Source organism: Fibrobacter succinogenes, from assembly GCF_902779965.1.
GTDB classification, from domain to species: Bacteria; Fibrobacterota; Fibrobacteria; order Fibrobacterales; family Fibrobacteraceae; genus Fibrobacter; species Fibrobacter succinogenes_F.
Genome location: NZ_CACZDK010000001.1, coordinates 23,524 through 46,272 on the forward strand (window position 1 = coordinate 23,524; position 22,749 = coordinate 46,272).

The following is a 22,749-nucleotide window of genomic DNA, read 5'->3' on the forward strand; positions in this document are numbered from 1 at the left end:
CTAGACTAAAAAAGTTATTCTTAGGTTATGGACGCGAGAATACATTATTGCCAGCCGGGTTACGCCCTTTCATCACCCAAGACTTTTTTGATAGCTTTGGGAGAGAACGCCTCTTTTGCAGAGGTGAAATTCAAAATTTTGGACGCTTCGTCAAAGTGCGTTTTTGAAGGTGCTGCTGAAAAATTTTGCCAATGCAATTATACGGGTGAATTTTTGTACAAGGGTGATTTTTCTGCGGTTCGTGCTCCGGGGCAATACCGGATTGTTCTCGAAGATTTTAATGTTACTTCGCATGTCTTTGATATTTCGAATGAATGGCTTGCGCGTGAGACGAAGGCTAATATCAAGTCGTTCTATTATCAGCGGAGTGGCGTGGAATTGCCTGCAAAATTTGCAGGGGCTTGGGCACGCCCGGCGGCGCATTTGGACGACAAATTGGAATTCCACCCGACGATGAATCGTTCCGGAATTTGGAATGCTCACGGTGGCTGGTACGATGCTGGCGATTATGGCAAGTACATTGTGAATGGTGGCGTGAGTGTTGCTACGTTGATGCTTGCTTGCGAACTGCGAAAAAATTCTGATTTTGTTGGTGGCGCCTCGTTCAAGGAATCGTTTGAACAGCCTGTGAGTTTGCTCGACGAAATCCGTTTTGAACTCGATTTTTTCTTGCGTATGCAAGATGATGATGGTGGTGTTTTTTTCAAGGTGACTCCGTATCGTTGGGATGGCTTTGTGAGCCCAACGGAATCTGATGCATCGCAAAAACGCTACATTCTCGGAAAATCGACTTCATCGACTTTGAATTTTGCGGGCGCGCTTGCGCAGGCGCATCGCGTATATGCGAATGTCGATGCTGAATTTGCAACAAAGTGCTTGAAGGCGAGTGTTCGTGCATACTTGTGGGCCGAACAAAATCCCGAAGTGGATTGGCCGCACAACACGGAAGGTAGCGGCGGCTATGGCGATCCCGATTTAGGCGATGACTTTTTCTGGGCACGTGCAATGTTGTACCGCGCACTTGTTGATCGTAATGCTGCGGGGAATGCCGTTGCAGGTGATGATGCCGCTGGTTTTGCAGTTGATAATGCCGCGGATGGAAATGCTGCGGATCTGCTCAAGCGGATTGAATCGCAAATTCCAGCGGATATGGAAGCGTATTTGCCAACATATGGATTGCAATGGCGTTCAATGCAGAATTTGGCTTGGTTTGCGCTTGCAACAATGGATTGCAAGTGGACGGAAAAAGCGCGTATGGCGTTTAAGTACACGGCCGAAGAAATCCTCAAGTTGCAAAACGAAGATCCGTATAGCCTTTCGATCCGCAAGTTTATCTGGGGTAGCAATGGCGATATTGCAAACCATGCATTGACTTTGTATTTAGCGTATGAATGGTTTGGTGATGCAAAGTATCGCATTGCCGCCATGGAGCAAATTGAATTTGTTTATGGCAAGAATCCTGTGGATGTCTGCTTTGTGACGGGCTCTGCGTGGAATTCTCCGAAGTTCCCGCACCACCGCATTAGCCATTCCGATGGGGTAGTGGAACCTGTGCCTGGGCTTGTTGTAGGTGGCATCAATATAGATCGTCAGGATGCACATCGCAATCCGCATTATCTCGGGGATGCTCCGGGAATGTCTTATGCAGATGAACAATGCTCTTTTGCCAGTAACGAAGTCGCTATTAACTGGAGTGCGCCTTTGACGGCAGCCTTGTTGTTGTCTATTTCTTCTTTGCCTTAGCGTCTTTTCCTTGAGACTTTTCTAAGGCCTTGATAGAATCTCTAACAGCTTCTTTTTCTGATTCTGTCTTTATCTTGTCTTCAATTTTCGGAAGCAATTTTTGGAAATTGACGTTTGAGCGCATTTCACGCTTGTATTCTGCGTAAGATTTGATCGGCTTGTAATAAGAGGAATCGACGGCTTCGAGCGTGTCGACGTTGAACAAGTCGATATACGACATGAATAACGCTGCCCAACTGCGGAGCCAATCCTTGCGCGATTCTCTGTTGCTGTACCAGCAAGAGGCGTTATAAGTGACATGCTTGATATCTTTGGTCAAATAAATGGGGCTGTTCCCGGAAAGCTTTTGGAAAATTCTCTTGACGCGGTATGTGGAGGCGGCATCGGTCAAAAGAAGTACCGTGTCGGCCTTGTGTTTTTTTAGCCACGGGACGATTGAATAAGCTTCGCTAATTGTTGAAGGATCGTTATGCGGAACGAGGAATACGGCTTTTTCGCTAAACGAACCCAGCTTCATAAAATCTTCGGCGTAGAATTCGGAATTGCTTCTATCGCGGTAAACGCGGCGGCCAAGGAGTAGAACGGAATCGGCTTTGCCTTCTTTTAAAAGGTTGGCTGCAAAGTCGCTGCGTTCGAGGTCTGCGGTTTGCCCGTCAAGTACAGCAACCCATTTGACGTGTTCGAACGTGTCATCTTCGACAAGCCAATGGCCGCTCTTTTCGAAGATGGTGTACGTGATGATGGCGATTGCAAGTAAAACTAGCAGCGCAATTCCTACGCTGAAATTCTTTTTCTTTCGATCGTTCTTATCGGATTTTAGAATGTTTGACAAATTTTTACCTGCTTTTTCGTTACTATTATAGAAAATAATCGTTGTTGAAAATTTAATTTACTTGATATTTGCTAGTAACTTTGAACTCTTGAAGTGTTTTCCTAACTAGCAACTTCGAACACGTAACTTACCTCTTTAATTTAACCGAATACTTGTATAAAGCGGCGTCTTCGCCATCGGAATAATATTTTTTGCGGGAATTGTATAACACAAAACCGTGCTTCTCGTAAAAGGCGCGAGCTTTGGTGTTCCCAACACGGACTTCTAAGAAACATTGATCGCCGTCCTCTGTTAGCTTGTCCAAACCCGCCTGTAATAGCTGAGTGCCAATGCCCTTGCGCTGTTCGGATTCTTTCGTGGCAATGCTCAACAGTTCGGAATCAGAACCAAGCAAGTGGAAAATCGCGTAACCCAGGAGTTCGCCATGGGAATCGACTTTGCCGCATTCGCCGTCTCCATCTTCGCAGACAACGCAGTAGGCATAATTTGCTCGAATTTCAGAAAGGAACTGCTTTTCATCCCAATCCTGAAATGCAAGTTCTCCTTGCAATTCGAGAACTTGTGGCAAGTCGGATTCTGTCATCTCGCGAATTCGCATAGTTTTTCCCTGTTTACTAACCACCAATCACTAACCACTTCCTACTTCCTACTGACTACCGTCTACTGTCTACTAAACCTTCAACTTCTCGAAGTACGAGGGCTGGATGTAGTTTGCTTCTTGAATAAGCGAAGGCTTCACGGTTTCGAAAAGCGGAGACCACATGCTAAGCGGCTTATCGGTATCGAGTGTTGTCGCGATGTTTTTCTCTGCGAATGTTGCAGAAAGAAGTTCGTCGGCGAGGGCGGCTGCATCAACAACGGCGGTCTTCACAGAACTTTCTTTGAGTCGTGCGACGACTTCTGCGGTTTCGATAAAGCTTTCTTCGTTGTTCAGACGCAAATACCAGAATCCATTGCGCGCGCGAATGACCACCGCAACAGAATCGTCGGCAGAACCAGCAAAGCAGGCGAGGGCCTGTAATGTTGTCACGCCGTAAAGGTCGCGCTTTCCGCTAAAGCAAAGCCCTTGGCAGAACGCAACACCAGTACGCAGTCCGCTGAACGAACCGGGCCCGACTGTTACCATCACGCGCTTTACGTCGTCCAGTGTTGCACCGACTTTAGCGAGCAGAGAATCCAAGCTTGCGCTCAAGACTTCGCCTTTGCCAGACGGGTCCACGATTTCCTCGTAAACCGAGTCCGCACAAAGCGCCATTGAAATTCCCTTGCGGGAGGTGTCTACTATTAAGTTATAGTTCATAGTTACTAGTTCGTAGTTACTAGAACTTAGAGCTTGGAACTTAGAGCTTAGAAGAATGGTATTAGATAACAGGTATTAGGTGCTAGTTTCTTTATAATCGCGCCGTAAGTGCCTAACTAACCTGAACCCTAAAGCCTACAACCTATAACCTATCTAAGTTCTAAGAGCGAAGCGGTCTAAGTTCTGCCAACTGCGGCAACGCCGCTAACGTTTAATCTCCAAACTCTTGTCGATAATCAAATCAATGAGCTGGCTGTATGTGATGCCAACGCAGGCGGCCTGTTGCGGCAAAAGCGACGTCGGAGTCATGCCCGGGAGTGTGTTCGTTTCAATCGCAAAGAGTTCGCCGTCCTTCGTGATGCGAACGTCTGTGCGGCTGTAGCCTGCGCCACCCAAAGCGTAGTGGGCATTTTTCACGAGTTCCTGGATGCGGGCGGTGAGTTCTGGTGCAAATTCTGCCGGCGTGACTTCCTGGCATTCGCCGTTGTACTTCGCTTCGAAGTCGAAGTATTCGCGAGTGGTCATGCGCATTTCGGTCGGCGGCAACGGCTTTTCGCCTTCGATGTAGCCGCAGCTTGCTTCGCCACCTGCAATGAATTTTTCGCAGAGCAAACGGTTTGAATCTTTGAACAAATCCTGGGCAATCTTGCCGGCTTCGTCAATGTTCTTTGCAATACCGATGCCGATAGAAGAACCGCCCAGCGGGTCCTTGATGACAAGCGGGAATCCGAGTTCGTCTGCAACATTCACGAGCGTATCGCCAGTAAAGTCGTGCTTCCAGATGACGCGGTAAGGCGGTGTGGGAATTCCGTTTGCGCGGTAAATTTCTTTCGACTTGATTTTGTCCATTGCAAGAGCAGATGCCAAAAGACCGCAACCCGTGTACGGGATGTTCCAGTTTTCGAGCATGGCTTGGATGTGGCCGTCTTCGCCCCATTTGCCGTGCAGCGCAAGGAATGCGATATCGGCAGACGGAAGTTCCGAAAGCGCCGGGGACTTCTTCTTGTTTGCGGCAGTTCCTTCAAGGCTATGGAAATAGTTCGCAGAAAAATTTGCTTTCTGGTACGGGGAAAGTTCGCGGGAAGACCAGTGCCAGGTGCCGTCCTTGTCGATGAGGACCGGGTGGATGTTATACTTTTCCGGATCCATGGCGCGGACAACGCCGGTGCCGCTAACCACTGAAACATCATGTTCTGTAGATGGACCGCCCATCAAAACCAAAACGCGTAAACGGGACATAAAAACCTCTTTAAAATCTTTGCGTTTTAATCTAGTAAATTAGTTGTTGGTTATAGGTTATTGTGTTTTTACCATGAAAGATTTCTCTATCGAGTAATCTCAAAATGGAACTAAAAAATGATAAATAAAAGATTATTTTCCTTGCCGAAATGAACTAGCAAAATCTATATTGGAAAAAATACGTGTTTAAAGGAGGACTTATGAGAGTCTTTGTTACGGGTGGTACGGGATTTATTGGTCATTACGTAGTGAAAGCTCTTTTGGAAAAGGGGCATGAGGTTGTTGTTGCCACACGCCATCCGAACAAGGTGCCTACATTGAGGGCAAATGCAAATGTTTCGTTTGTCGAAGCGGCATTGACGGATTTTGAAAAAATGGGCGAGGGCCTGGTTGGCTGTGATGCTTGCATTCATGTAGCTTTGGGTTGGGGCGATACCCCGAGTGCCATGCTCATGAACGATACACGTGCTACGGTTATTCTTTTGGAAATGTCTGCTCGTGCTGGTTGTGAAAAGTTTATCATGACAAGTAGTACGTCTGCGATGGGGCGCGTTCGTTCTGAAATGCGCGAAACGACAAGCAACATGCCGATAGATTTGTATGGTGCAACGAAGGCAGCCGGCGAAGCTTATGTGCTTGGCTTTAGTCATGGTTACGGCAGCCAGTTCCCTGAAGTCAAGATGAAGCGTAATATCATTCGTCCGGGTTATACGTTTGGCAACCCGGCGTTCCCCGATGGCTGTTCGCAGCCGGATCGCCGCTTCTTCGAAATGGCTTACGCAGTCAAGGAAAATCGTGACATCCATATCATCAAGAATGACGGAACGCAGTTTATTCATGCTTCGCAGCAGGCTCAAATTTATATGAAATTGCTGGAGTCCGATTACAATGAAGAAATTTTCCTCGGCCTCGGTTCAGAATGGATTAGCTGGAAAGAAATTGCACAGAAGATGATTGCCCTCAAGCCGGGCTGTACGTCCAAAATTGTGGAAACCGATATGGGTTGGGGCGAAGAACCGATGCTTTACGATGTCCAGAAAATCAAGGATAGCTTTGGACTTGTGTTTGATGCCCATGACTATTTGGACGATCACATCCGCTGGACATTCGAAAATGTATAATTGAATCCACGGGACATATTGCATATAAAAAAGCGTCGCTTTTGAGAGCGGCGCTTTTTGCTTATCTGTAAAATCTTTTAGCGGCAAGCAATTAAGGCTATTAATCCCAAGACCATTGCAACTTTTATAATAGACTGTGCACGATGGTAATTCTTACGGTGGGCGCTAATGATTGCTATGGCAAAACATGGAGTGAGTGTGATACCCGTGATAATGAGGAATAAAGGCGGGTAATTGAATTGGTAAATCTGGTCCATGAAATAAACGGGAATCGGAAGTGCAAGCCAGGAGAGGATTATAAGGACTCCTGCAAGTCGGCGAGATTTCTTGCCGCCGGCGATAAGCGGGAACGTCATGATGCCAGCCTTGCGGTCGCCAGTCTTGTCTTCGAGATCCTTATATATTTCGCGAGCAGTTGTGAGTAGGAAAGCAAACGGAATTGCCGGGACGATGGCCCACATGTGTTCATCTGGATAAGCGCGTCCGGAGAAGTTGAAGTAATATTGTACTGCAAAGAGTAGCGGAGTGGCGCAGAGAAAACCGACAGTCATGTTTTTGACGAGTGGAGTGCGCTTGAGCTTGCGGTTGTAGGTGATGAGCAATGCGCAGAGCCCTGCGAAGAACCACAGCGGGAATGTTAAGATGACGGCACCCATCCAGCCGAATGTGAGGGCGTGGTCCCAATCTTTGACAATCCCCATAAATTTGACGCATTCAATAATGGTATTGGTAAGACCGCAAAGAAGCGTGAATATCGCAAGAGCTTTCCATGCCCTTCTGGCGTCTCTAATTTTTATTTCGCCAGTGACAAGCGGTCGCTCAGGGCGGTTTATCTTGTCGCTTGGTAAATCAAGAACGTCGTTCTCGATGTTGGCGAAACCGATTGCTGCTGCAAATCCCAATGCTTGTATAATAAGAATGGGGATGGAGGGGATATCGTGAAGCAAAATGTAGCCCACGATGAGTGTTGTGATAGCTATCACAATGTTGATGGGACGAACCATCTTGAATAGAGTATGTAGTGTAGATCGCATAGAGCTAATATATATAAATCGTGTTAGGAAGTAAAATTTTAAAGCATATAATTATTCTAAATACATCTATAAAAAACATAACTGTGATCTAATATCTATCTTTGGGGTATGCCTTTTTTCACTAAAAGTAATTTAGAAGATCTGAGAAAGGAAGCGGACCAGCTTTCTATTTGCGTTGAGCATTTTCTGTATGCGGCAGAACACATTCCCGAAAGCGACTGGAAAACGAAAGGTTTTTACGACAATTGCATCGAAAAATGCAATGGAAGACTCAAGGCTATCCATTTTTTAATGGAATCTATTCGCCGAGGCCGTCCGGTAACTGAAGAGGAACTGGAAGAATCTAGGGAACTCGAAGACGAAAAACTTTCTAAATTGACAAAAAATGCGAAGTAACGATTTTGATTCTCTCGAAAATGAAGATGCTCCGTTGAAGAGCGTTCGTACGTCGCGGCGCGAACACAGAAGCCGCCGTATTGACGTGATGCGGGAATTGGAATCGGGGGTGGTGGATGAACGCCCGATTAAGGAACGTTTCAGCCGCGAATTCAAAAAGGCAAAAATCAAGCGCATCAAGAATCCGGTCGAAAATATCGGTGAAGAAAATTGCGTGGAAGGCCTCGTGCTCGAAGTGCACCGCCGCACCTGCGAAGTGCGGTTAGACGAGAGAACGGAGCTTCGCTCCTACAGACTAGAGATGAAAGATTATAATCAGAATGAAAACTCTCTCTCGTCTCTCGTCTTTCCACCCCAAATCGAAGCAACCTCACTTCCTATTTCCGACTTCCTACCGTCTACTGTAACAGCCATGTACCGTGCGACGACGTCCAAGACGCTTGGGGAATTCCCTGCGGTGGGCGACCGTGTTTTGCTTGGACTTGTGAACGATGGCGATGATGAAGGCGACGGTGTCGGTTCGCAGAAGTATTGCGTTGTGCGTGTGCTCCCGCGAAAGAGCGAACTCAAGCGCCCGGGACCGCGCGATAGCTTTTACAAGCAGCAGACGCTTGCGGCCAACATCGACCAAGTTGTGATTGTCGCCAGCGTGACTCAGCCGGATTTCAACTACGGCTTCATGGACCGCTTTTTGCTTGCCGCCAACTTGAACGACTTGCCATTTGTGCTGGTGCTTACCAAAATGGACTTGCTCCCGAATGGCGAAGCTGACCTTTCAAGCGACATCCGCGACTTTATGAAAATCGTCGACAAGGTGATTCCCGTGAGCGTTAAAAGTGGCGATGGTCTTGAAGTCTTGCGCAATGAACTGGTCGGGAAGTCTTCAGTGTTTAGCGGAATGAGTGGTGTAGGCAAATCGACGCTCATTAACGAACTTGTTCCCGATGCCGAACTGCGTACGGGGGATGTCCGTGAACGCGACGGCAAAGGTCGCCATACGACGACGTCTTCGAGCTTGTTTGATTTTCCCGGTGGCGGTTACGTCATTGACACTCCGGGCATCCGAAGCATAGGCCTCATGGATTTGGAACCGGAAACGCTTGCCAAAATTTTTCCGGGATTTTTTGATGACGACCACTTTACATGCAAGTTTAGCAACTGCAAACATCTCAAGGAACCGGGTTGCGCGGTGCGTGCTGCCGTGGAATCGGGTAAAATTTCTGAAGCGCGTTATGCAAGTTACGTACGAATCTTAAATTCAGGAAAATAGTTTTATGTCAGAAAGTGTGGTGAAAATAACGCTCATCGCTTCGATCATTTTGATGGGCTATAATATTTCTGAGTTTGCGACCAGCTTTAAAACGGTCAGTGAAAAGATTAGCGAGTTCTTGAGCTTGGCTAAGGAAAATGCAGCTTCGGATAAGGATTTGCGCTTGACCAATATCGTCTCGTCTTGCTTGTTGTCTATTGGCTATGTGACTCTTGTTTATTTCTCGGATATAGTGATTTGGATTGTCGCTTTGGTAGTTCTCAAGCTGTTTTTTACACTGCTTCTTTCCGATAAGCTTTTGATTCAGGTCTTGCGCGAAGGGACTCTTTCTAAAAAGAGCTATCTCGTCTCGAAATTCGATGCACTTTTTAATGCCGTTATGGGCTTTGCTTTTGCTGTAATATTGGTACTCTAAGGTAAAAAAATGAACGTTATTTCCTCGAAATTGTTTATGCGCGTAATGGCCATCATTGCGTTTGCGCTTGTGGCTGCTACATCGTCGTTTGCTCAAGGGCTTCCCATGGGTTCGGCCAACTCTTCGACGGGGGCGTTTAATCCGCTTGGGCAACCGTCTGGCGGAAGTGCCATGAGTATGCGACTTCCTTTGATTTTGGGCGGTTCCTTTGGTATCGGTTCTGGTGCCGGAGTGGGCGATGGTCATGATGTTGGAATTTGCCAAATCAAGCCGATGATCGGGGCTTGGATTCCGGGAATTGCGTTCTTGCGTTTAGGCTATGGATTCTCGGGTTACGAAGAAACGGATAGCGAAAACCATAAGAACGAAGTTGAAACATCGGACTTTAGCGTTGATTTGGGCGCTCATCTTTTTAGCGAATTTTATGTGATGGGTTCTTATTCCAGAGTCAGTGCACTTAGTGAAAATGGTGACATCGCTTGGAATGAATGGAGTGTTGGCTTTGGCACATTCTGGATTGTTTTTTCAAGAACGTTCTTAACGCTTGATATTGGCTACCATTGGGTTCGTGAACATTATGATCCGTTCATCGATAAAAGTGTAAAGGGTGGGCGTTTCCAGATGAATCTTGGATTTGCTGTTTTTGTGTATTAGTTTGTTAAAAATATTAACGAGTTTGTGATGAAGAATGTTGCTGTTTTAGGTGGTGCTTTTGACCCAGTCCATAAAGACCACATGCGTGTGGCTAGAACTTGTCTGGATCGTGGATTTTGTGATGAAGTTTGGTTTATGCCGAGCCCCGATCGTTGGGATAAGACGCTGAATGCAAGCCCCGAAGACCGCTTTGCCATGCTCGAACTTGCATTTTCGGGGGACAAGCGATTGGTGCTTTCGGACTTGGAAATTCAGCAAGGCGATTACCGCGGTTCTTACGTTTTCTTGATGAGCCTCAAGGAAAAATTTCCGGATATCAATTTCCGCTTGCTGACCGGAGCCGACACTTACGAAGGCATTCCGCATTGGCGCGACCCGCTTAATTTTTACGGAACGAACTACAATGGTCATTTGTTGCTCCGCGATATTGAATTGATCGTGTTTGCCCGTAACGGCTACCCGCAACCGGATGTAGAACAACATAATCGTAAAGGGTATGCTCCGCTTTATTGGCTTGGGCCCGAACAGGGCTTTAACGGCGTTTATTCGAGCACGGCTATTCGCAGGGAACTTTTGCTGAATCGTAGCGTTTGTCCGCAAGGACTGGAACCCTCGGTCTATGATTATATCATCAAGCACGATTTGTACAGGGAATAAAAATGGGCAAGGCTCCATCGGACATGTTCTTTGAAAGCGAGGTGCGTCCGGAATACGAAGGGCGCCTTTTGCTTGATTCCCTCAGCGACCGCTTCACGTATCACAGCCGCGAAGACTGGATTGACCGCTTGTCGCGCGGGCTCGTGACGATTAATGGGGTTGTAGCGAATGTGGAAACGATTGCGCATCGCGGCGACAAGGTTGTGTATCACGTCGAAAATTACAGCGAGCCCGAAGTCCCGACGGATTTCGAAACCGTTTTTGAAGACGATGAATTTATTCTAGTTGCAAAGCCTGCGGGTGTTCCTGTGCACCATACGGGCCGCATTTTCTACAATACGTTTGCTGCAATTATCCGCCGTGAATTTGATTCTGAAACGGCAACTCCTATGCATCGCCTGGACCGCGATACGGGTGGACTTATCTTGTTTGCAAGGTATGGCGAAACGGCTGCTCGATTCCAGAAAAATCTCGACCGCATTTTGCTCCGCAAGTTCTACCTTGCTGTGGTGCGCGGAAAATTTCCAGAAGGTGAAGTTGAATGCCATATGCCATTGCGCGAAGATCCGGAAGACCCAATCCGCTTACGCATGCACCACCGTGAAGGTGGCAAGGAATGTTTTACGCGCTTTAAGCTCGTGCGTCATTTGGATTGCCCGGAAATTGCCCCCGAACTTTCTCTTGTCGAAGCGGAACTCATTACGGGCCGTAAGCACCAGATTCGCGCCCACCTCGCTGAGATGGGTTACCCGATTGTGGGCGACCGCTTGTACTATCGTGATGGTGAATTTTATCAGAAGCTCGCGCAGGGTGGAGAACTCACTGACGAAGACTTGAAGGTGTTGGGTGCACGAAACCAAATGCTTTTTGCATACAAGGTCGAACTCCAGCTCCCGTATTGGAACGAACCGCGCACCTTCGAAAGCCACGCGTTCCCTGCTGATATGGCTAAAGTGCTTGCGGAATAACGCGCTCTACGTGTCATCCTCCGTTAGGAGGATCCATACAGTTCTGTTTACGCTTGTATATTCTTTGAACCGAGTCAATGAGCTTGGGCCCCGCCCGCAAGAATTTTTCTTTGCTTTTTAAAGCTTTAAATATTGATTTTAAGCTAAAAATCTCGATTTTACGTTATTTTTATCAAAATTCTAAATTTTTTAGTCCAACTTCTTTGTATCTTATTGCACATGAATTTTTCATTCCTTCCTAAAGTATTGTTGTGTCTAGGGCTATCGGGCGTTTTTGCCGTGGCTCAAGAAACGGTCGAAAGCGTTCGCCGCCAAATCAAGGCGGTTGAAGCCGAAACGGCCCGCGAAAAATCAATGCACGACGCCGAAAAAAAGCGCCATGCCGAATTCGTCGAAGTCGGTCGCAAAAAAGTGCAGAACCTCTCGGCGCAGAATAAGACCTTGAAGGCCGAAATTGATTCGCTCAAGGTCGAACTCAAGAAGATTTCGAATGCGCGCGCCAAAACAAATGGCTCGATCCGTTATTTTGAAGGTCGCAAGACGAAGTACGCAGACTCGCTTGCTACCGTTATCGATTCGCTTGTGCCGTTCTTCGAATCGGATTTCCCGTACCGCACGGATGAGGCTGTCAAGAACATTCAAGAAATCGCAAGCATGCTGCACAAGGGCGTTATCGAAACGGATGATGCTTTGAACCGTACGATGGAAGTCTTTTACGACCGCATCCGCCTGGGTTACACCACCGAAGTTTGGAAGGGCTTTTTGCAGGTGGATACACGCAACGTGGCAGGAACGTATTTGCGTTACGGCGCAGTCGCTTCGATTTTCGTGAGCAACGACGGTAACGATGTCTTGTTCCTTACAAGAAATGGAGCTGGCTACGCATGGAAGAACGTTTCCGAAGACCTCACAATGCGCACCATCCTCAAGGATGTGATGAAAGTCGCCGAAGGCAAAACCGCCCCGAGACTTGTAACCATCCCAGTCTCTTTCCCGAAGGAGGCTAACTAATGATTTTTAGACGAAAGACGAAAGACGAAAGAATGTCATTTAGTAGCCCGTCATTCTCGACCGAAGGGAGGGAATCCATTATTTCTCGTAATACACTTGTGACGGGGTCCAGTGCACGTCTCCTTTTACCTCTTGTAGTAGCTGCATTTGCAATTTTTGCTCCGGCTTCTTACGCTCAGCAGAACATGACTGTCGATGCCGTCAAGAAGCGCGCCGAACTCAACAGTGCCAAGGCCGACCTCGAAGAAGCTCGCCGCAAGCGCGATATGGCAGTGGCTGCCCGCTGGAAAGACCGCGAAACGTTCAACAAGGAACGCGAACTCTTTAACGACAAGTATCAGCTCGGCAAGGAACGCGTGGACGCCTTGATGTCCGAACGCACCCGCTTGCTCGAAGACGTACGTGTGGCTCGTGAAGATTTGGCTCAGGTCAAATTGCAGGCCGAAAAGGCTCGTGCTGAATACCTCTCGCTTGCTGCTGGCCCGGAACGTTTGGAAATGCTTGCCAAGTTCCAGGAACAGGGCGTGCCGTTCAAGGTGGCTGAACGCGTCGAAGCGCAGAACAAGGTCAAGAAGGAAATGGGCCTTTACAGGGATAATCCGCTCCGCATTGCCCGTGCGATGCTCGATGTTGCTAAAAAAGAAATGAAGTTTACGCGTGAAGTTCGCACCGAAAAGGCGGATCTCATGTTCGGTAGTTCCGTTGCCGAAGGCGACCGCATGCGTTTGGGCGGCCTCTTTGCCATGCAGATGGCGAAAGTTACCGATGTGAATGGTTTCCATCCGTCGGCTTTGATGCTCCCGGTTGCAGGTGAAAAGAAGCGCGTTTATAGCTGGCAAGAAAATCTCACGCCCGAAATGCGCAAGGATGTGGCCAAGGCTTTTGCTGGCGCAAACGATTCTGCTTTCGTGATGGTGCCGGTTGATGTGCTCCTCAGTACGGAACTTTCGAGCGAACTTGCAAACCATCAGGAAACCACGTGGAAAGAAGACTTTGCCGAATTCTTCCACAACGGCGGCATCTTGATGTACCCGATTGCAACGCTCTTTATCCTCGGTATTATCATATTCCTCGTGCGCTTTGTATGGCTTATTGTGCTTGGCTTTGGTGGCCGTAGCGCTCGTGCTGCAACAAAGGCGCTCGCTGCTGGCGACGTGAAGCTTGCGACTGCAGAATCCGTGAAGGCCCGCGGCGAAGTGGGCAAGGTGCTGCGTTCCGTTTTGGGCAAGAATTTCAAGGACCGCGCAAGTGCTGAAAAGTCCCTCGAAGTCCTGTTCGCAGGTGAAGTGCCGAAGCTTGAAATGGGCCTCAGCTGGATTTCCGTGTTTGCGGCAACGGCTCCGCTCCTTGGTCTCTTGGGTACCGTTATGGGTATGATCGAACTCTTTAACGTGATTACCATGCATGGTACTAGCGACCCGAAACTTTTGGCTGGCGGTATTTCCATTGCCCTCGTGACGACGGAAGCGGGCCTTATCGTCGCTATCCCGCTGCAACTTTTGCACACGCTCCTCGTGAACATTTCGGATATGGTTCGTACCCGCATGGAAAAGACGGGCCTTGCTGTGCTCAACGCAATCTGGATTAAGGAAAAGTAATGGACGAATATTCCGTCATCGAAGCGACCATGAGCATCCTGCTGCGCGGCGGCTGGGTGTTGCTTCCGTTGTTCCTCATCGGGTGGCTTGGTTGGTTTTTGATGTTTGAACGTTACGGCTATTACTTGATGCTCAAGGGGCGTTCGACTTCGACGTTCTTCAAGGACTTGGATGCGTTTGGCGAAGAAGCTGCGTTTGCGCGATTGAAAAAGCGCCGCTTTGGGTATTTCCTTGCGTTGGTGGAAAATATTCGTGAGTACCGCAAAGACGGGCCTGTGGCGGTGCGTAATGCTATGCTTGCAACGCGCCATAATTTGGATGTAAGCCTTTCGAAATCGCTCAAGACTATTGCAACTTGTGCTTCAATTGCTCCCTTGCTTGGCCTCTTGGGAACCGTATCGGGCATGGTGCATACGTTCGAAACGATTCAAAAGTTCGGTTTTGGTAACCCGGTTTTGCTTGCGGATGGCATCTCCGAAGCTCTCCTCACGACGCAGGCGGGGCTTTTGGTGGCGTTCCCGCTGATGCTTGTTTATAACTATCTCGAAAGTCGAGTAGATTCTATTGGTGATTATGCCTGGGGCGAAGCGCTCAAGTACGAAGAACGCTGCTTTGCCAAGGAGGTTGAATGAGTTTTATTCGTAAACGCACTCGTGGCTCTGGCGGCATTGATGTTTCGCCGATGCTCGACATGGTGTTCATCCTTTTGATCTTCTTTATCGTGACCTCTACGTTTACCCGCGAAACGGGCGTGGATGTGACAAAGCCGAAGGCTAGTTCTGCAAAGGAACTCGCTAAGGAAAGCATTTTGATTGGCGTGACCCGCCAAGGAACGATCCACATCAACGAAACCCAGGTGAATCTCTCGACGCTCCAGACCGTGCTCCGCCAGATGATGGCCGAAGCGCCGGACCGTCCGGTGATTATCGTAAGCGATCGCGATGCCCCCAACGGCGTTGTCGTTGACATCCTCGACGAATGCAACCTCGCCAAAGTCCGCAAAGTTTCCATCTCCGCGAATAAGGAGGAGTGAATTTAGTAGACAGTAGACGGTAGGCAGTAGACAGTGAGTCTAACTTCCTACTTCCGACTTCTAACTTCCTACTGCTTATGCTTGATTTTTGTGCTAAATATTTCCGTTTTCCGGTGGCGTTCGTGCTCTCGTTTGTCGTGGGCGCGGTATTCTTCCTTGCAATTCCGGTCATCAATGTGTTGTTTTTTGACAAGGGCGTCAAGACGGAAAAGCCTTTGGAAACGGTAACCGAAGTCGAAGTGTTGGTGAGCGAAAAGAAGCAAGAAGTCAAGCAGAAGGTTATCCGCACGGTGACGAACCCGAATCCGTTCAAGGTCTCGGCGCACATGGGTGTTTCCCGTAGCCAGAATTTCCAAATGGACTTGTCACTGGCTCGCGGTGCCGCTGGCGATGGCGTTGCCGTAGATGCAGGCTCGATGGAAAACGTAATTTACGAAGCTGGCGAAGTGGATGAACAGGCTCAAGTGCTCCGTGAAATCCAGCCGAAATTCCCGGAACGTGCCAAGAAAATGGGCGTCTCGGGTTACGTGAAAGTATTTATTGTGATTGATGTGAACGGCGATGTGGCTCAGGCTCAGGTGCTGACGCAGGACCCGGCTGGCTATGGCTTTGATATCGAAGCGCTCAAGGCTATTCGCCAGTGGAAGTTCTCACCGGCGCAGTTACGCGGCTTCCCAGTAGCGCAGAAAGCTACAAAGGAGTTCCGTTTTGTTAAGTAATTTTAATTACAAATTTGGATCTTTTTTTAGAACGCTGTTGGTTCTGCTTAAATGCGGGCGGGGCCCCAGCTCGGAGTTGCGAAGGCCGCACGGGCCCCTCCCTGCACCCTCCCCATCCTTGGCCGACGCGAATGCGGTGATGAAATGTTTATCTCAGAAAGGAACGTCTTTAAGAGACTGTCATTCCCGACTTGATCGGGAATCTCCTGTTCCTTTTGCAAAGAAACGCTTCCGACTTCCTACAGTCTACTTCCTACTGCTCTTTTTTCTTGCACTCCCGTTGCATGCTGCTGACGATTTCTTCTTCAAGGCGAACGAACTTTACGACCAAGGGCGTTACAAGGAATCGGTGAAGTATTATCGAGCCGCAATTGACGATGGACGCTATGAACCGTTTGCGTGGTTCAACTTGGGCAATGCCCTTGTGCAGCTTGGCAAAAAAGAAGTCGCGATGGTGGCGTACAAGCGTACTGTCGAACTGCTCCCGGATTTCGTGAAGGCTTGGATGCTTCTCGGCGACCTCTATTATCTTGCTGAATCTCCGGGTGATGCCATTGCTGCCTACAACCGTGCTATTGAACTCGGGACGGAAACGGACCACATCCATTTTGCCCTTGCGGAATGTTATATGAAGGGAAGCGACTGGACGCTTGCGCAAAAGCATTTTGAACGTGCGCTGGCGCTAAACCCGGACCGCATGGATGCTTGGTACGGCCTTGCCGAAGTCTATGAAAAGCTTGGCGATTACGAATATGCGGTGAAGACGCTCAAGAATGCGCTCCAGATGACAGCGACTGCTGGCGCCGATGTGCATTACACGCTTTCGTATTACTACCGCAGCATGGATTCCACGCGACTTGCCTTGAACGAAATGGAAAACGGCATCATGATGGATCCCGAAAATGTCTCGGCTCGCCGCTATCTTGCACAGATGTACGTCAAGAATGAATCCCCGTGGATGGCGATTTTCACGCTGGAAGAAGGACTCCGCCACAAGAAAGGCATCGCTGATTTGAACCTTGATTTAGGACAAATTTACTTTACGCAAAAACGCTACGACGAAGCTTTCGAATGCTACATGAAGGCATGGCGTGCCGGTAATTCTCAAGGCCGCATCGGTGCTGAAAACGTCGGCCACATATTCTCGAACGCCGGCGATACCGAAAAAGCCGAAGCCCTCTACGCCCGCATCCGCGATAAGAAGTAACTCCAACATTGTCTTCCCGGCCTTGTGCCGTGATCACCATATTTCTCTCGCATTGTCGTCCTGACCCTGTAAGGGGAAGGATCCAGAGACATTTTTTTTGATACGATAAATTTCACATTTTGCGAAATTTGATTGGATTGTATCTAAGTCCTCAGTAATTCAACCCAAATGCCCATAGCGGAATGGTGTTGAGGAATCCGTGTTCGATATCATCCTTTACAACATAGCCTTTCTCAACAGATTCAATCTGCTTGCGCTTCTTGTTCTTGCCACCAACCTCAAAGGTCATGCCGTCTATTAAAAAATCCGATATAGGCGAAGATGCCACCCTATTGTTCACTCGCATCAACGAATAGAAAGCCGTTTCACGCAAATTACCGACATCGGGCCTCTCTCCCGATTGAGCAAAACAAAGTGTCGGGTTTGATAAATAAATCTTGTCCACCTTTTCCAAAAGAACCATTTTGTCATTGGCATGGCGCAATCTAGAAATCAGCCCCGCCTTTTCCATATAAACAAAATAATCTGCTACAGTACCACGATCGGTGTCAATGGCCCGGCCGATTTCTGAAAAATTCGGTTTAAATGGGACGCTGCGGGCTATGATGAAAAGAAGCCTTTTCAACTTTACAGAAGTCGCTACGTTCATGTTTGCGTATGTGGGAATATCGACTTCCAGAGTTTGATTCACTACATTATCCAAACGCGTATAGAAATCGTCTTCTCTAAAAAATGGATAATAGCCCATCTTGAGATAATTCATCCACAACGGAATCGGATGCGAGATGTCGGCGGGCAGGGCATACGAATTGGAAACAATTTTTGACAACGGAACAGGCTTTATGTTTGTTCCAAGCGTAAAGTTCAGATACTCACGAAAAGACATCCCTTCCAAGTTATAAATAAGGGCACGCCGGCTTAAGTCGGCCTCTGTCCCCTTCGTGATATCTAGAACAGATGAACCAGTCACAACAATATGCAAATCGGGCAAGTTGTCGTACATCATCTTGACTTCTGTGGACCAGTTCTTGTACTTGTGGACCTCGTCTATATAAAGGTACTTTCCATTCAGCTTGTGGAATTTAGAAGCAACATCGTACAGCGTGTTGTTCGTAAAGTAAATACTGTCGGCACTCAAATAGAGCGAATCTGATTCCGTTTTTGTCAACTTGATATGCTGAAGCAACAAAGTTGTCTTGCCGACTCCCCTTGATCCCGTAATGACAATCAACCTGGAACTCCACTTGATTTTATCGTGAAGATAGCGGACGAATCTCGTGTCAACTCTCGCTAGGCGGTTCGTGTATATTTCGAAAAGTGCTTCCATATTGCGGGCTCCTTTCCCCTAAAAATAAGAAAAATGCGGAATAAAAACAACACTTTTTGTAAAAAATGCGGAATGGAAACCGCGTTTTGACTGAAACTGTATATTTTTTCGTCATAAACAGATTTCAAGAATTTTCCTGTTCGCTGCTTTAGGGCTGTTGAGTTCGGATTCAATATAAGCCATGATTTCGTCCAAATCCTCGGAAGCCTTTGGCGAAAATACAACCGAAGGCTTTTAAACCTCGTATTTCTTCCGCACGTCGGCTGCGGAAAGCCAGCCTCCCTGCTCGGCGGAGCGCTCGCCATCGGCGAGAGCCTTCTGGAGTTTGAGTGCCGCAACCATACGCTCGTATTCCTTGATGTCGATAACGACATAGCGTCCCCGACCGTTCTTGGTCAGGAATACAGGGCATAAGGAACCTCCTTTCTCAAAATGCAAAATTTTAAGTAAAATTTCTAGAATGATTTTAAGAAAATGTTTTGAAAGCGGTTTTTCCGCGGAATAGGTTATATTTATGAACAAGGTTTATTGAACAAGGACAACTCCAAATGAAAAACGCTGAATATAAAACGTTCTCCAAAAAAAATGTAATAGTCTTTGTCATAGTTTTTATGGTTGCCTTGATGCTTGGCTTTCTTTTGGGCCAACTGACAAACCTCGATTCTTCAAAAAAATAAAATACAGACGCCTTCGATAAATTTATCGAGTGTGGCGGAAAATAAGATCGATTCTCTTCAAGTTCAAAAAACGGATATCCAGTGCTTTGTCGAAGCATTAATTATTTCGATTTATCCGAATACGGCTCTCCGCTTAAATAATTGTAAATCGGCACATGTTTATGTTATGGAAAATGGATTCAAAAAATTGATGGCTAAGGACAATGGCAAGGATGTTTTAGATGCTTTGACTAATTATCTGGATTCCAATGTGAATTTAGGCGATTTTGAGTTTTACATCAACATACTATTATATCAGTTGTCTCTTGAAAATGGAATAATAGGAGGTGGTTCAAAAAATTGGATCCTGTTTCCGCAAAATTTATTGATTCCTTATGAATCCATATATCCAGAAGCATATTATTATTTGGCTTTAGGTTATCTTCAGACATATTCTTCAAAAAATAATTGTAAAATTGCATTAGATTTTTACAGTGAATATCGTAGGTTGGGTGGAAATATTGAAATTAAACTTGAGGATTTTTGCAAGAATTAGAATTTTGTGGAGTAATCCATCACGAATATGGCGGTTTTTATTGAAACTGGTCTAAACAGGAAATGAACAGATGAATTTGAAAGTCCTTAAACGAACGTTCGCAGAAATAACAAAAAGCATAGGGCTCGAAACGAAATTTGGGGGCTTTGTAAAAGAGACTGAAGAAGTCATTATCGTTCTTTCATTCCAAAAATCAAATTATTCTTCTCAGGTATATTTAAACATCAAGCTATATATTCAAGGCGTCTTTGGAAAGAATTACCAGCTTTCTCGAGAAATGGTTGTCAACGATGTGGGGGATGTCTTTCGACGCGCGCCCAAAGATTACGATCAAATTTTTGATTTGGGCTCCGATTTACCTGATAATGAACGAATCGAATATTTGAAAAAGTTTATTGATGAATTTTTAAGCGGATTTATTCAACAGGCTTCAACTGTAAAAGGTATTATGTTATTGGCGGAACAGGGAGAACTGTTTTTGTTTCCTGCGGTAAAAAGTGAACTTGAAAAAATTTCCGAGCGGAATAGGTTATATTTCTAAATACGGAATTTTTTGATGAAGGTCTAAACTTATGGATTATGTGATTATGAGACCTCGCCTTGTGTGGCGACTGCTGGGCCTTGGTGGCTTGTACTGGATTATATTTAGCGATGGCTTTGCATATTTGCAAACGGAAAATGGAATTTTTCCTTATCTGGCAATTCTTGCATTTATTGCGCTTTTCTTATTTTTGGCATGTCAATATTTTGTTGTTACAAAGGAAGGGCTTCAGCGAGGTTTAACTTTTGGATACATGATAAATTTTCTTCCCAAAAAACGTATTATTCCATGGGAAGATTACGCATATATTAATGTTTGGTTCGTTTTCCCCTTTTATGAAATTGACGCTTTTAAGGGTCAACCAACGTATCGCAATTGGTGTTCTTTTTTGTTCATATCAAATTTTCTAGACCTTATAATATTCATCAACAAAGAAATTCCGCATAATAAAATGGATCCCGAATACAGAGAAAGATTTAGACAACTCGCCAAAAAGTATCGAAAACTGAAAAAAAAACACAGAATATTATATTGGATTTTGAATAATGTTTAATTCTTAAGGTCTACATGCTAAAATCTGCTCCCATAAGAATAATTCTCGGGTTTCTCTCGGCGGTAGCTTTTTTCGGCCTGTTTTATCCGTTTTTCGTTTATCTTGTGTTCGGAATATCTAGTGGCAATTTTTATTACCATTGGGATCGGTCAAAACATGTAAAATTCGATCGCGAAAATCGAGATGATATTTTTGAGGGAGGGCCGGCTAAATTAAGGGTCTGCTTTGTTGAAGGAAAGCAATGTTCTTTTTCATATGAAACGGATGAGGGGCGCGATGTGTTGGCTTTTTGCCCGGAAAATGATAAATGCTATATATCTTTATTCAAGGGTGCTTTTTCTTTTTTCCCTGAGAAAAACTATGAAGTCGGAAATAGGAATGTTACAGAAATAGATTCGTTTCGTGTAAAACTTCACGGATTTGCGACGCCTTTTTTAGAGAATCCAGGATTTTACTTTTTTGCCATGGCTTTTTTTGCTATCGCCATGGGCCTTTGTTTTCTTGGAATTAAGAACGGAATAAAAAAAGTGGACTACAGGGCGTCTCTATTTTTCTTCGTGGGGTTGGGGTTATTGATTTGGTGGGTTGTTTGTTATGCCGATTCGAAAATTCTTTTCTTGCACTTTTTTGTTCTAACAGGAATAGATGCTGCGGTAGGGGGTGTTCTTTATAGGCTGTTCAGAAAGAGGGTGTTAACAAATGATTAACCTGTTTAAAACAGCCAATTTGTCGAATGTTATTTTTTCAATCGTTTCGATAACGATGTGCTTTTTGCTGTTCCTGTTCTTGAAATCGAATGGCTTTGTTGCGGCGGATGTTTTTGATATGCAAAATGGGGAAGGGGAATCCTGATGAAGAAAAAAGCAAAGAAGGAAGCAAATAAAAACCCCTTTAGAATCATCATTGGGGTAATCTTGTTGATAAAATGGATTTGCTTTGATTGGATTATCGAACGGTTGTTCAGTAAAAGAAGCAAATATCTAATATTGAAAAATTTTGACAAGTCCTTTGAAATTTCAATTGATTTATTTAATGAGATTTGTTCATATCCAACAATTGCGTTAAAACCTCATCGATATCACTGCCATACCAAGATATACTATGGATATAAAAGATTTGCTGCAAAATCTATTTCGAAAGCCAATTTAAAATCAATGGTCGGTGCTTGGATAGAAAATCCTAATGATCCATGGAATCCACTGATAGACATCTTCAACGGGGCCCCTTCTACTTACAATCGTTTAACTATTCGCTTTGAAGACTCTGAAATTCCAAAATTCGTCAATTATTTGAAGAATACGTTTATTGCTGATTACGGTTATGTTTGTGAAGCCAGAAGTTATCAGAGCAAATGTATCTGGAATACATCGCGAGGAAGCTCTGCTTGGCAAACCGGCGACTCTAAAAAAGTTTGTGAAGGTTTCTTGAAGGATGTCTATACAGTCAATATTTTGAATTCCGCCCATGTCCAAGACTCTCTGATTAATAAAATCAAAGAAGATGAACGGATGGGTAAAATAGATTCATCCGTTGATGGATATATTATATGGAACGTTGACCCTTCGAACATTCGCTACGCCCGCCGTGTCTGCAAGAAAATGGGATTGTTGATATGAACGAGTGATATATGTTATTAATCAAAAAGATAAGCGGAGGATGGTATGATTGAAAAATATAAAGGTATGACGGTAAATGAACGACTGTATCTAAGCGGTTTAATGTGCGAATTCGATGAATTTGTCCGGACAAAAAATGTTGATGGATTGAAAAATATTCTTGATAAAGTCGAAATTACAGACGAAACTTTAAAACGTTCGATTATTGAAGGACTTGGATTAAAATATTAAATTTAGGATTAACGGATTGATTGTAATTGTGTGATAAAAAAATGAATAAGTCGGCAGTCATAAAGATTTTTC

The 22,749-nt window shown here is 45.8% G+C and carries 28 protein-coding genes; 21 read left to right on the top strand and 7 right to left on the bottom strand.

Features of this window, described 5'->3' with window-relative positions; all coding sequences use genetic code 11:
• Positions 1–27: 27 nt before the first annotated feature.
• Complete coding sequence (locus tag HUF13_RS00095) at positions 28–1,743, top strand: glycoside hydrolase family 9 protein (RefSeq protein WP_173473239.1); 1,716 nt, start codon at positions 28–30, stop codon at positions 1,741–1,743.
• Here HUF13_RS00095 and HUF13_RS00100 read toward each other — a convergent pair.
• From HUF13_RS00100 to HUF13_RS00115, 4 genes are all read right to left on the bottom strand, one after another.
• Positions 1,724–2,575 (bottom strand): ElyC/SanA/YdcF family protein, encoded by an 852-nt coding sequence (locus HUF13_RS00100; RefSeq protein WP_173473240.1) that lies wholly within the window; start codon positions 2,573–2,575, stop codon positions 1,724–1,726. The two genes, HUF13_RS00095 and HUF13_RS00100, sit on opposite strands and share 20 nt — an antisense overlap.
• Before the next feature lie 127 nt (positions 2,576–2,702).
• The gene (locus tag HUF13_RS00105) at positions 2,703–3,173 is read right to left on the bottom strand and encodes a GNAT family N-acetyltransferase (protein WP_173473241.1); all 471 of its coding nucleotides are present in this window, start codon (positions 3,171–3,173) and stop codon (positions 2,703–2,705) included.
• Between the two features lie 72 nt (positions 3,174–3,245).
• Positions 3,246–3,875 carry a tRNA (adenosine(37)-N6)-threonylcarbamoyltransferase complex dimerization subunit type 1 TsaB gene (gene tsaB / locus HUF13_RS00110; protein WP_173473242.1) on the bottom strand — a complete coding sequence of 210 codons (630 nt, stop codon included), beginning with the start codon at positions 3,873–3,875 and terminating at the stop codon, positions 3,246–3,248.
• Positions 3,876–4,079: 204 nt separating this feature from the next.
• The gene (locus tag HUF13_RS00115; protein WP_173473243.1) at positions 4,080–5,114 is read right to left on the bottom strand and encodes a D-alanine--D-alanine ligase; all 1,035 of its coding nucleotides are present in this window, start codon (positions 5,112–5,114) and stop codon (positions 4,080–4,082) included.
• Positions 5,115–5,314: 200 nt separating this feature from the next.
• Between HUF13_RS00115 and HUF13_RS00120 the strand changes: the two genes are divergently transcribed.
• Positions 5,315–6,235, top strand: coding sequence for an NAD(P)-dependent oxidoreductase (locus HUF13_RS00120; protein ID WP_173473244.1), 921 nt, complete (start codon positions 5,315–5,317; stop codon positions 6,233–6,235).
• A gap of 77 nt (positions 6,236–6,312) precedes the next feature.
• On the opposite strand, the gene HUF13_RS00125 is transcribed toward HUF13_RS00120, so the two are convergent.
• Positions 6,313–7,269, bottom strand: a complete 957-nt coding sequence (locus tag HUF13_RS00125) for a geranylgeranylglycerol-phosphate geranylgeranyltransferase (protein WP_173473245.1) — start codon at positions 7,267–7,269, stop codon at positions 6,313–6,315.
• Between the two features lie 108 nt (positions 7,270–7,377).
• On the opposite strand from HUF13_RS00125, the gene HUF13_RS00130 reads away from it, so the two are divergent.
• From HUF13_RS00130 to HUF13_RS00185, 12 genes are all read left to right on the top strand, one after another.
• Positions 7,378–7,665, top strand: a complete 288-nt coding sequence (locus tag HUF13_RS00130) for a hypothetical protein (RefSeq protein WP_173473246.1) — start codon at positions 7,378–7,380, stop codon at positions 7,663–7,665.
• Entirely contained in the window at positions 7,655–8,935 is a 1,281-nt protein-coding gene (rsgA, locus tag HUF13_RS00135; RefSeq protein ID WP_173473247.1) for a ribosome small subunit-dependent GTPase A, read from the top strand. Before HUF13_RS00130 ends, rsgA begins: the two co-directional genes overlap by 11 nt.
• A 4-nt stretch (positions 8,936–8,939) precedes the next feature.
• On the top strand, positions 8,940–9,350 hold the full coding sequence (locus HUF13_RS00140) for a hypothetical protein (RefSeq protein ID WP_173473248.1): 411 nt from the start codon (positions 8,940–8,942) through the stop codon (positions 9,348–9,350).
• 9 nt (positions 9,351–9,359) lie between these two features.
• The gene (locus tag HUF13_RS00145; RefSeq protein WP_173473249.1) at positions 9,360–10,004 is read left to right on the top strand and encodes a hypothetical protein; all 645 of its coding nucleotides are present in this window, start codon (positions 9,360–9,362) and stop codon (positions 10,002–10,004) included.
• A gap of 27 nt (positions 10,005–10,031) precedes the next feature.
• Positions 10,032–10,661: a nicotinate-nicotinamide nucleotide adenylyltransferase gene (locus tag HUF13_RS00150; RefSeq protein WP_173473250.1), complete on the top strand. Its 630-nt coding sequence runs from the start codon at positions 10,032–10,034 to the stop codon at positions 10,659–10,661.
• A gap of 2 nt (positions 10,662–10,663) precedes the next feature.
• A complete protein-coding gene (locus tag HUF13_RS00155) occupies positions 10,664–11,629 on the top strand; it encodes an RluA family pseudouridine synthase (RefSeq protein ID WP_173473251.1) in 966 nt (321 codons plus the stop codon).
• Between the two features lie 219 nt (positions 11,630–11,848).
• Positions 11,849–12,640 (top strand): DUF3450 family protein, encoded by a 792-nt coding sequence (locus HUF13_RS00160; protein ID WP_304038656.1) that lies wholly within the window; start codon positions 11,849–11,851, stop codon positions 12,638–12,640.
• The gene (locus HUF13_RS00165) at positions 12,640–14,238 is read left to right on the top strand and encodes a MotA/TolQ/ExbB proton channel family protein (protein WP_304038657.1); all 1,599 of its coding nucleotides are present in this window, start codon (positions 12,640–12,642) and stop codon (positions 14,236–14,238) included. The genes HUF13_RS00160 and HUF13_RS00165 overlap by 1 nt, the downstream gene beginning before the upstream one ends.
• Positions 14,238–14,870, top strand: a complete 633-nt coding sequence (locus HUF13_RS00170; RefSeq protein ID WP_173473252.1) for a MotA/TolQ/ExbB proton channel family protein — start codon at positions 14,238–14,240, stop codon at positions 14,868–14,870. Before HUF13_RS00165 ends, HUF13_RS00170 begins: the two co-directional genes overlap by 1 nt.
• On the top strand, positions 14,867–15,271 hold the full coding sequence (locus tag HUF13_RS00175) for a biopolymer transporter ExbD (RefSeq protein WP_173473253.1): 405 nt from the start codon (positions 14,867–14,869) through the stop codon (positions 15,269–15,271). Before HUF13_RS00170 ends, HUF13_RS00175 begins: the two co-directional genes overlap by 4 nt.
• Positions 15,272–15,348: 77 nt before the next feature.
• On the top strand, positions 15,349–15,990 hold the full coding sequence (locus tag HUF13_RS00180) for an energy transducer TonB (protein ID WP_173473254.1): 642 nt from the start codon (positions 15,349–15,351) through the stop codon (positions 15,988–15,990).
• Positions 15,991–16,129: 139 nt separating this feature from the next.
• Positions 16,130–17,197, top strand: coding sequence for a lipopolysaccharide assembly protein LapB (locus HUF13_RS00185; protein WP_304038658.1), 1,068 nt, complete (start codon positions 16,130–16,132; stop codon positions 17,195–17,197).
• 151 nt (positions 17,198–17,348) lie between these two features.
• Here HUF13_RS00185 and HUF13_RS00190 read toward each other — a convergent pair whose 3' ends face one another.
• Complete coding sequence (locus tag HUF13_RS00190; protein ID WP_173473255.1) at positions 17,349–18,524, bottom strand: ATP-binding protein; 1,176 nt, start codon at positions 18,522–18,524, stop codon at positions 17,349–17,351.
• A gap of 234 nt (positions 18,525–18,758) precedes the next feature.
• Positions 18,759–18,962, bottom strand: a complete 204-nt coding sequence (locus HUF13_RS00195; protein WP_173473256.1) for a type II toxin-antitoxin system Phd/YefM family antitoxin — start codon at positions 18,960–18,962, stop codon at positions 18,759–18,761.
• A gap of 270 nt (positions 18,963–19,232) precedes the next feature.
• On the opposite strand from HUF13_RS00195, the gene HUF13_RS00200 reads away from it, so the two are divergent.
• From HUF13_RS00200 to HUF13_RS00230, 7 genes are all read left to right on the top strand, one after another.
• A complete protein-coding gene (locus HUF13_RS00200; RefSeq protein ID WP_173473257.1) occupies positions 19,233–19,736 on the top strand; it encodes a hypothetical protein in 504 nt (167 codons plus the stop codon).
• A gap of 70 nt (positions 19,737–19,806) precedes the next feature.
• Complete coding sequence (locus HUF13_RS00205) at positions 19,807–20,277, top strand: DUF4304 domain-containing protein (protein WP_173473258.1); 471 nt, start codon at positions 19,807–19,809, stop codon at positions 20,275–20,277.
• Positions 20,278–20,308: 31 nt separating this feature from the next.
• On the top strand, positions 20,309–20,830 hold the full coding sequence (locus HUF13_RS00210; RefSeq protein ID WP_173473259.1) for a hypothetical protein: 522 nt from the start codon (positions 20,309–20,311) through the stop codon (positions 20,828–20,830).
• A gap of 14 nt (positions 20,831–20,844) precedes the next feature.
• The gene (locus HUF13_RS00215) at positions 20,845–21,537 is read left to right on the top strand and encodes a hypothetical protein (RefSeq protein WP_173473260.1); all 693 of its coding nucleotides are present in this window, start codon (positions 20,845–20,847) and stop codon (positions 21,535–21,537) included.
• A complete protein-coding gene (locus tag HUF13_RS00220) occupies positions 21,530–21,682 on the top strand; it encodes a hypothetical protein (RefSeq protein ID WP_173473261.1) in 153 nt (50 codons plus the stop codon). The genes HUF13_RS00215 and HUF13_RS00220 overlap by 8 nt, the downstream gene beginning before the upstream one ends.
• Positions 21,682–22,446 carry a hypothetical protein gene (locus HUF13_RS00225; protein ID WP_173473262.1) on the top strand — a complete coding sequence of 255 codons (765 nt, stop codon included), beginning with the start codon at positions 21,682–21,684 and terminating at the stop codon, positions 22,444–22,446. The genes HUF13_RS00220 and HUF13_RS00225 overlap by 1 nt, the downstream gene beginning before the upstream one ends.
• A 45-nt stretch (positions 22,447–22,491) precedes the next feature.
• Positions 22,492–22,677, top strand: a complete 186-nt coding sequence (locus HUF13_RS00230) for a hypothetical protein (protein WP_173356204.1) — start codon at positions 22,492–22,494, stop codon at positions 22,675–22,677.
• The last annotated feature ends 72 nt before the right edge of the window (positions 22,678–22,749 follow it).

Bases quoted from the DNA above. Each gene is read 5' to 3' on its own strand.
- HUF13_RS00105 (WP_173473241.1), bottom strand. From the start codon at position 3,173: ATGCGAATTCGCGAGATGACAGAATCCGACTTGCCACAAGTTCTCGAA.
- HUF13_RS00095 (WP_173473239.1), top strand. From the start codon at position 28: ATGGACGCGAGAATACATTATTGCCAGCCGGGTTACGCCCTTTCATCA.
- HUF13_RS00180 (WP_173473254.1), top strand. From the start codon at position 15,349: ATGCTTGATTTTTGTGCTAAATATTTCCGTTTTCCGGTGGCGTTCGTG.
- HUF13_RS00160 (WP_304038656.1), top strand. From the start codon at position 11,849: ATGAATTTTTCATTCCTTCCTAAAGTATTGTTGTGTCTAGGGCTATCG.
- HUF13_RS00120 (WP_173473244.1), top strand. From the start codon at position 5,315: ATGAGAGTCTTTGTTACGGGTGGTACGGGATTTATTGGTCATTACGTA.
- HUF13_RS00125 (WP_173473245.1), bottom strand. From the start codon at position 7,269: ATGCGATCTACACTACATACTCTATTCAAGATGGTTCGTCCCATCAAC.
- HUF13_RS00130 (WP_173473246.1), top strand. From the start codon at position 7,378: ATGCCTTTTTTCACTAAAAGTAATTTAGAAGATCTGAGAAAGGAAGCG.
- rsgA (WP_173473247.1), top strand. From the start codon at position 7,655: ATGCGAAGTAACGATTTTGATTCTCTCGAAAATGAAGATGCTCCGTTG.
- HUF13_RS00150 (WP_173473250.1), top strand. From the start codon at position 10,032: ATGAAGAATGTTGCTGTTTTAGGTGGTGCTTTTGACCCAGTCCATAAA.
- HUF13_RS00175 (WP_173473253.1), top strand. From the start codon at position 14,867: ATGAGTTTTATTCGTAAACGCACTCGTGGCTCTGGCGGCATTGATGTT.
- HUF13_RS00140 (WP_173473248.1), top strand. From the start codon at position 8,940: ATGTCAGAAAGTGTGGTGAAAATAACGCTCATCGCTTCGATCATTTTG.
- HUF13_RS00145 (WP_173473249.1), top strand. From the start codon at position 9,360: ATGAACGTTATTTCCTCGAAATTGTTTATGCGCGTAATGGCCATCATT.
- HUF13_RS00205 (WP_173473258.1), top strand. From the start codon at position 19,807: ATGAATTTGAAAGTCCTTAAACGAACGTTCGCAGAAATAACAAAAAGC.
- tsaB (WP_173473242.1), bottom strand. From the start codon at position 3,875: ATGAACTATAACTTAATAGTAGACACCTCCCGCAAGGGAATTTCAATG.
- HUF13_RS00165 (WP_304038657.1), top strand. From the start codon at position 12,640: ATGATTTTTAGACGAAAGACGAAAGACGAAAGAATGTCATTTAGTAGC.
- HUF13_RS00155 (WP_173473251.1), top strand. From the start codon at position 10,664: ATGGGCAAGGCTCCATCGGACATGTTCTTTGAAAGCGAGGTGCGTCCG.
- HUF13_RS00185 (WP_304038658.1), top strand. From the start codon at position 16,130: ATGAAATGTTTATCTCAGAAAGGAACGTCTTTAAGAGACTGTCATTCC.
- HUF13_RS00210 (WP_173473259.1), top strand. From the start codon at position 20,309: ATGGATTATGTGATTATGAGACCTCGCCTTGTGTGGCGACTGCTGGGC.
- HUF13_RS00230 (WP_173356204.1), top strand. From the start codon at position 22,492: ATGATTGAAAAATATAAAGGTATGACGGTAAATGAACGACTGTATCTA.
- HUF13_RS00170 (WP_173473252.1), top strand. From the start codon at position 14,238: ATGGACGAATATTCCGTCATCGAAGCGACCATGAGCATCCTGCTGCGC.
- HUF13_RS00115 (WP_173473243.1), bottom strand. From the start codon at position 5,114: ATGTCCCGTTTACGCGTTTTGGTTTTGATGGGCGGTCCATCTACAGAA.
- HUF13_RS00220 (WP_173473261.1), top strand. From the start codon at position 21,530: ATGATTAACCTGTTTAAAACAGCCAATTTGTCGAATGTTATTTTTTCA.
- HUF13_RS00225 (WP_173473262.1), top strand. From the start codon at position 21,682: ATGAAGAAAAAAGCAAAGAAGGAAGCAAATAAAAACCCCTTTAGAATC.
- HUF13_RS00190 (WP_173473255.1), bottom strand. From the start codon at position 18,524: ATGGAAGCACTTTTCGAAATATACACGAACCGCCTAGCGAGAGTTGAC.
- HUF13_RS00215 (WP_173473260.1), top strand. From the start codon at position 20,845: ATGCTAAAATCTGCTCCCATAAGAATAATTCTCGGGTTTCTCTCGGCG.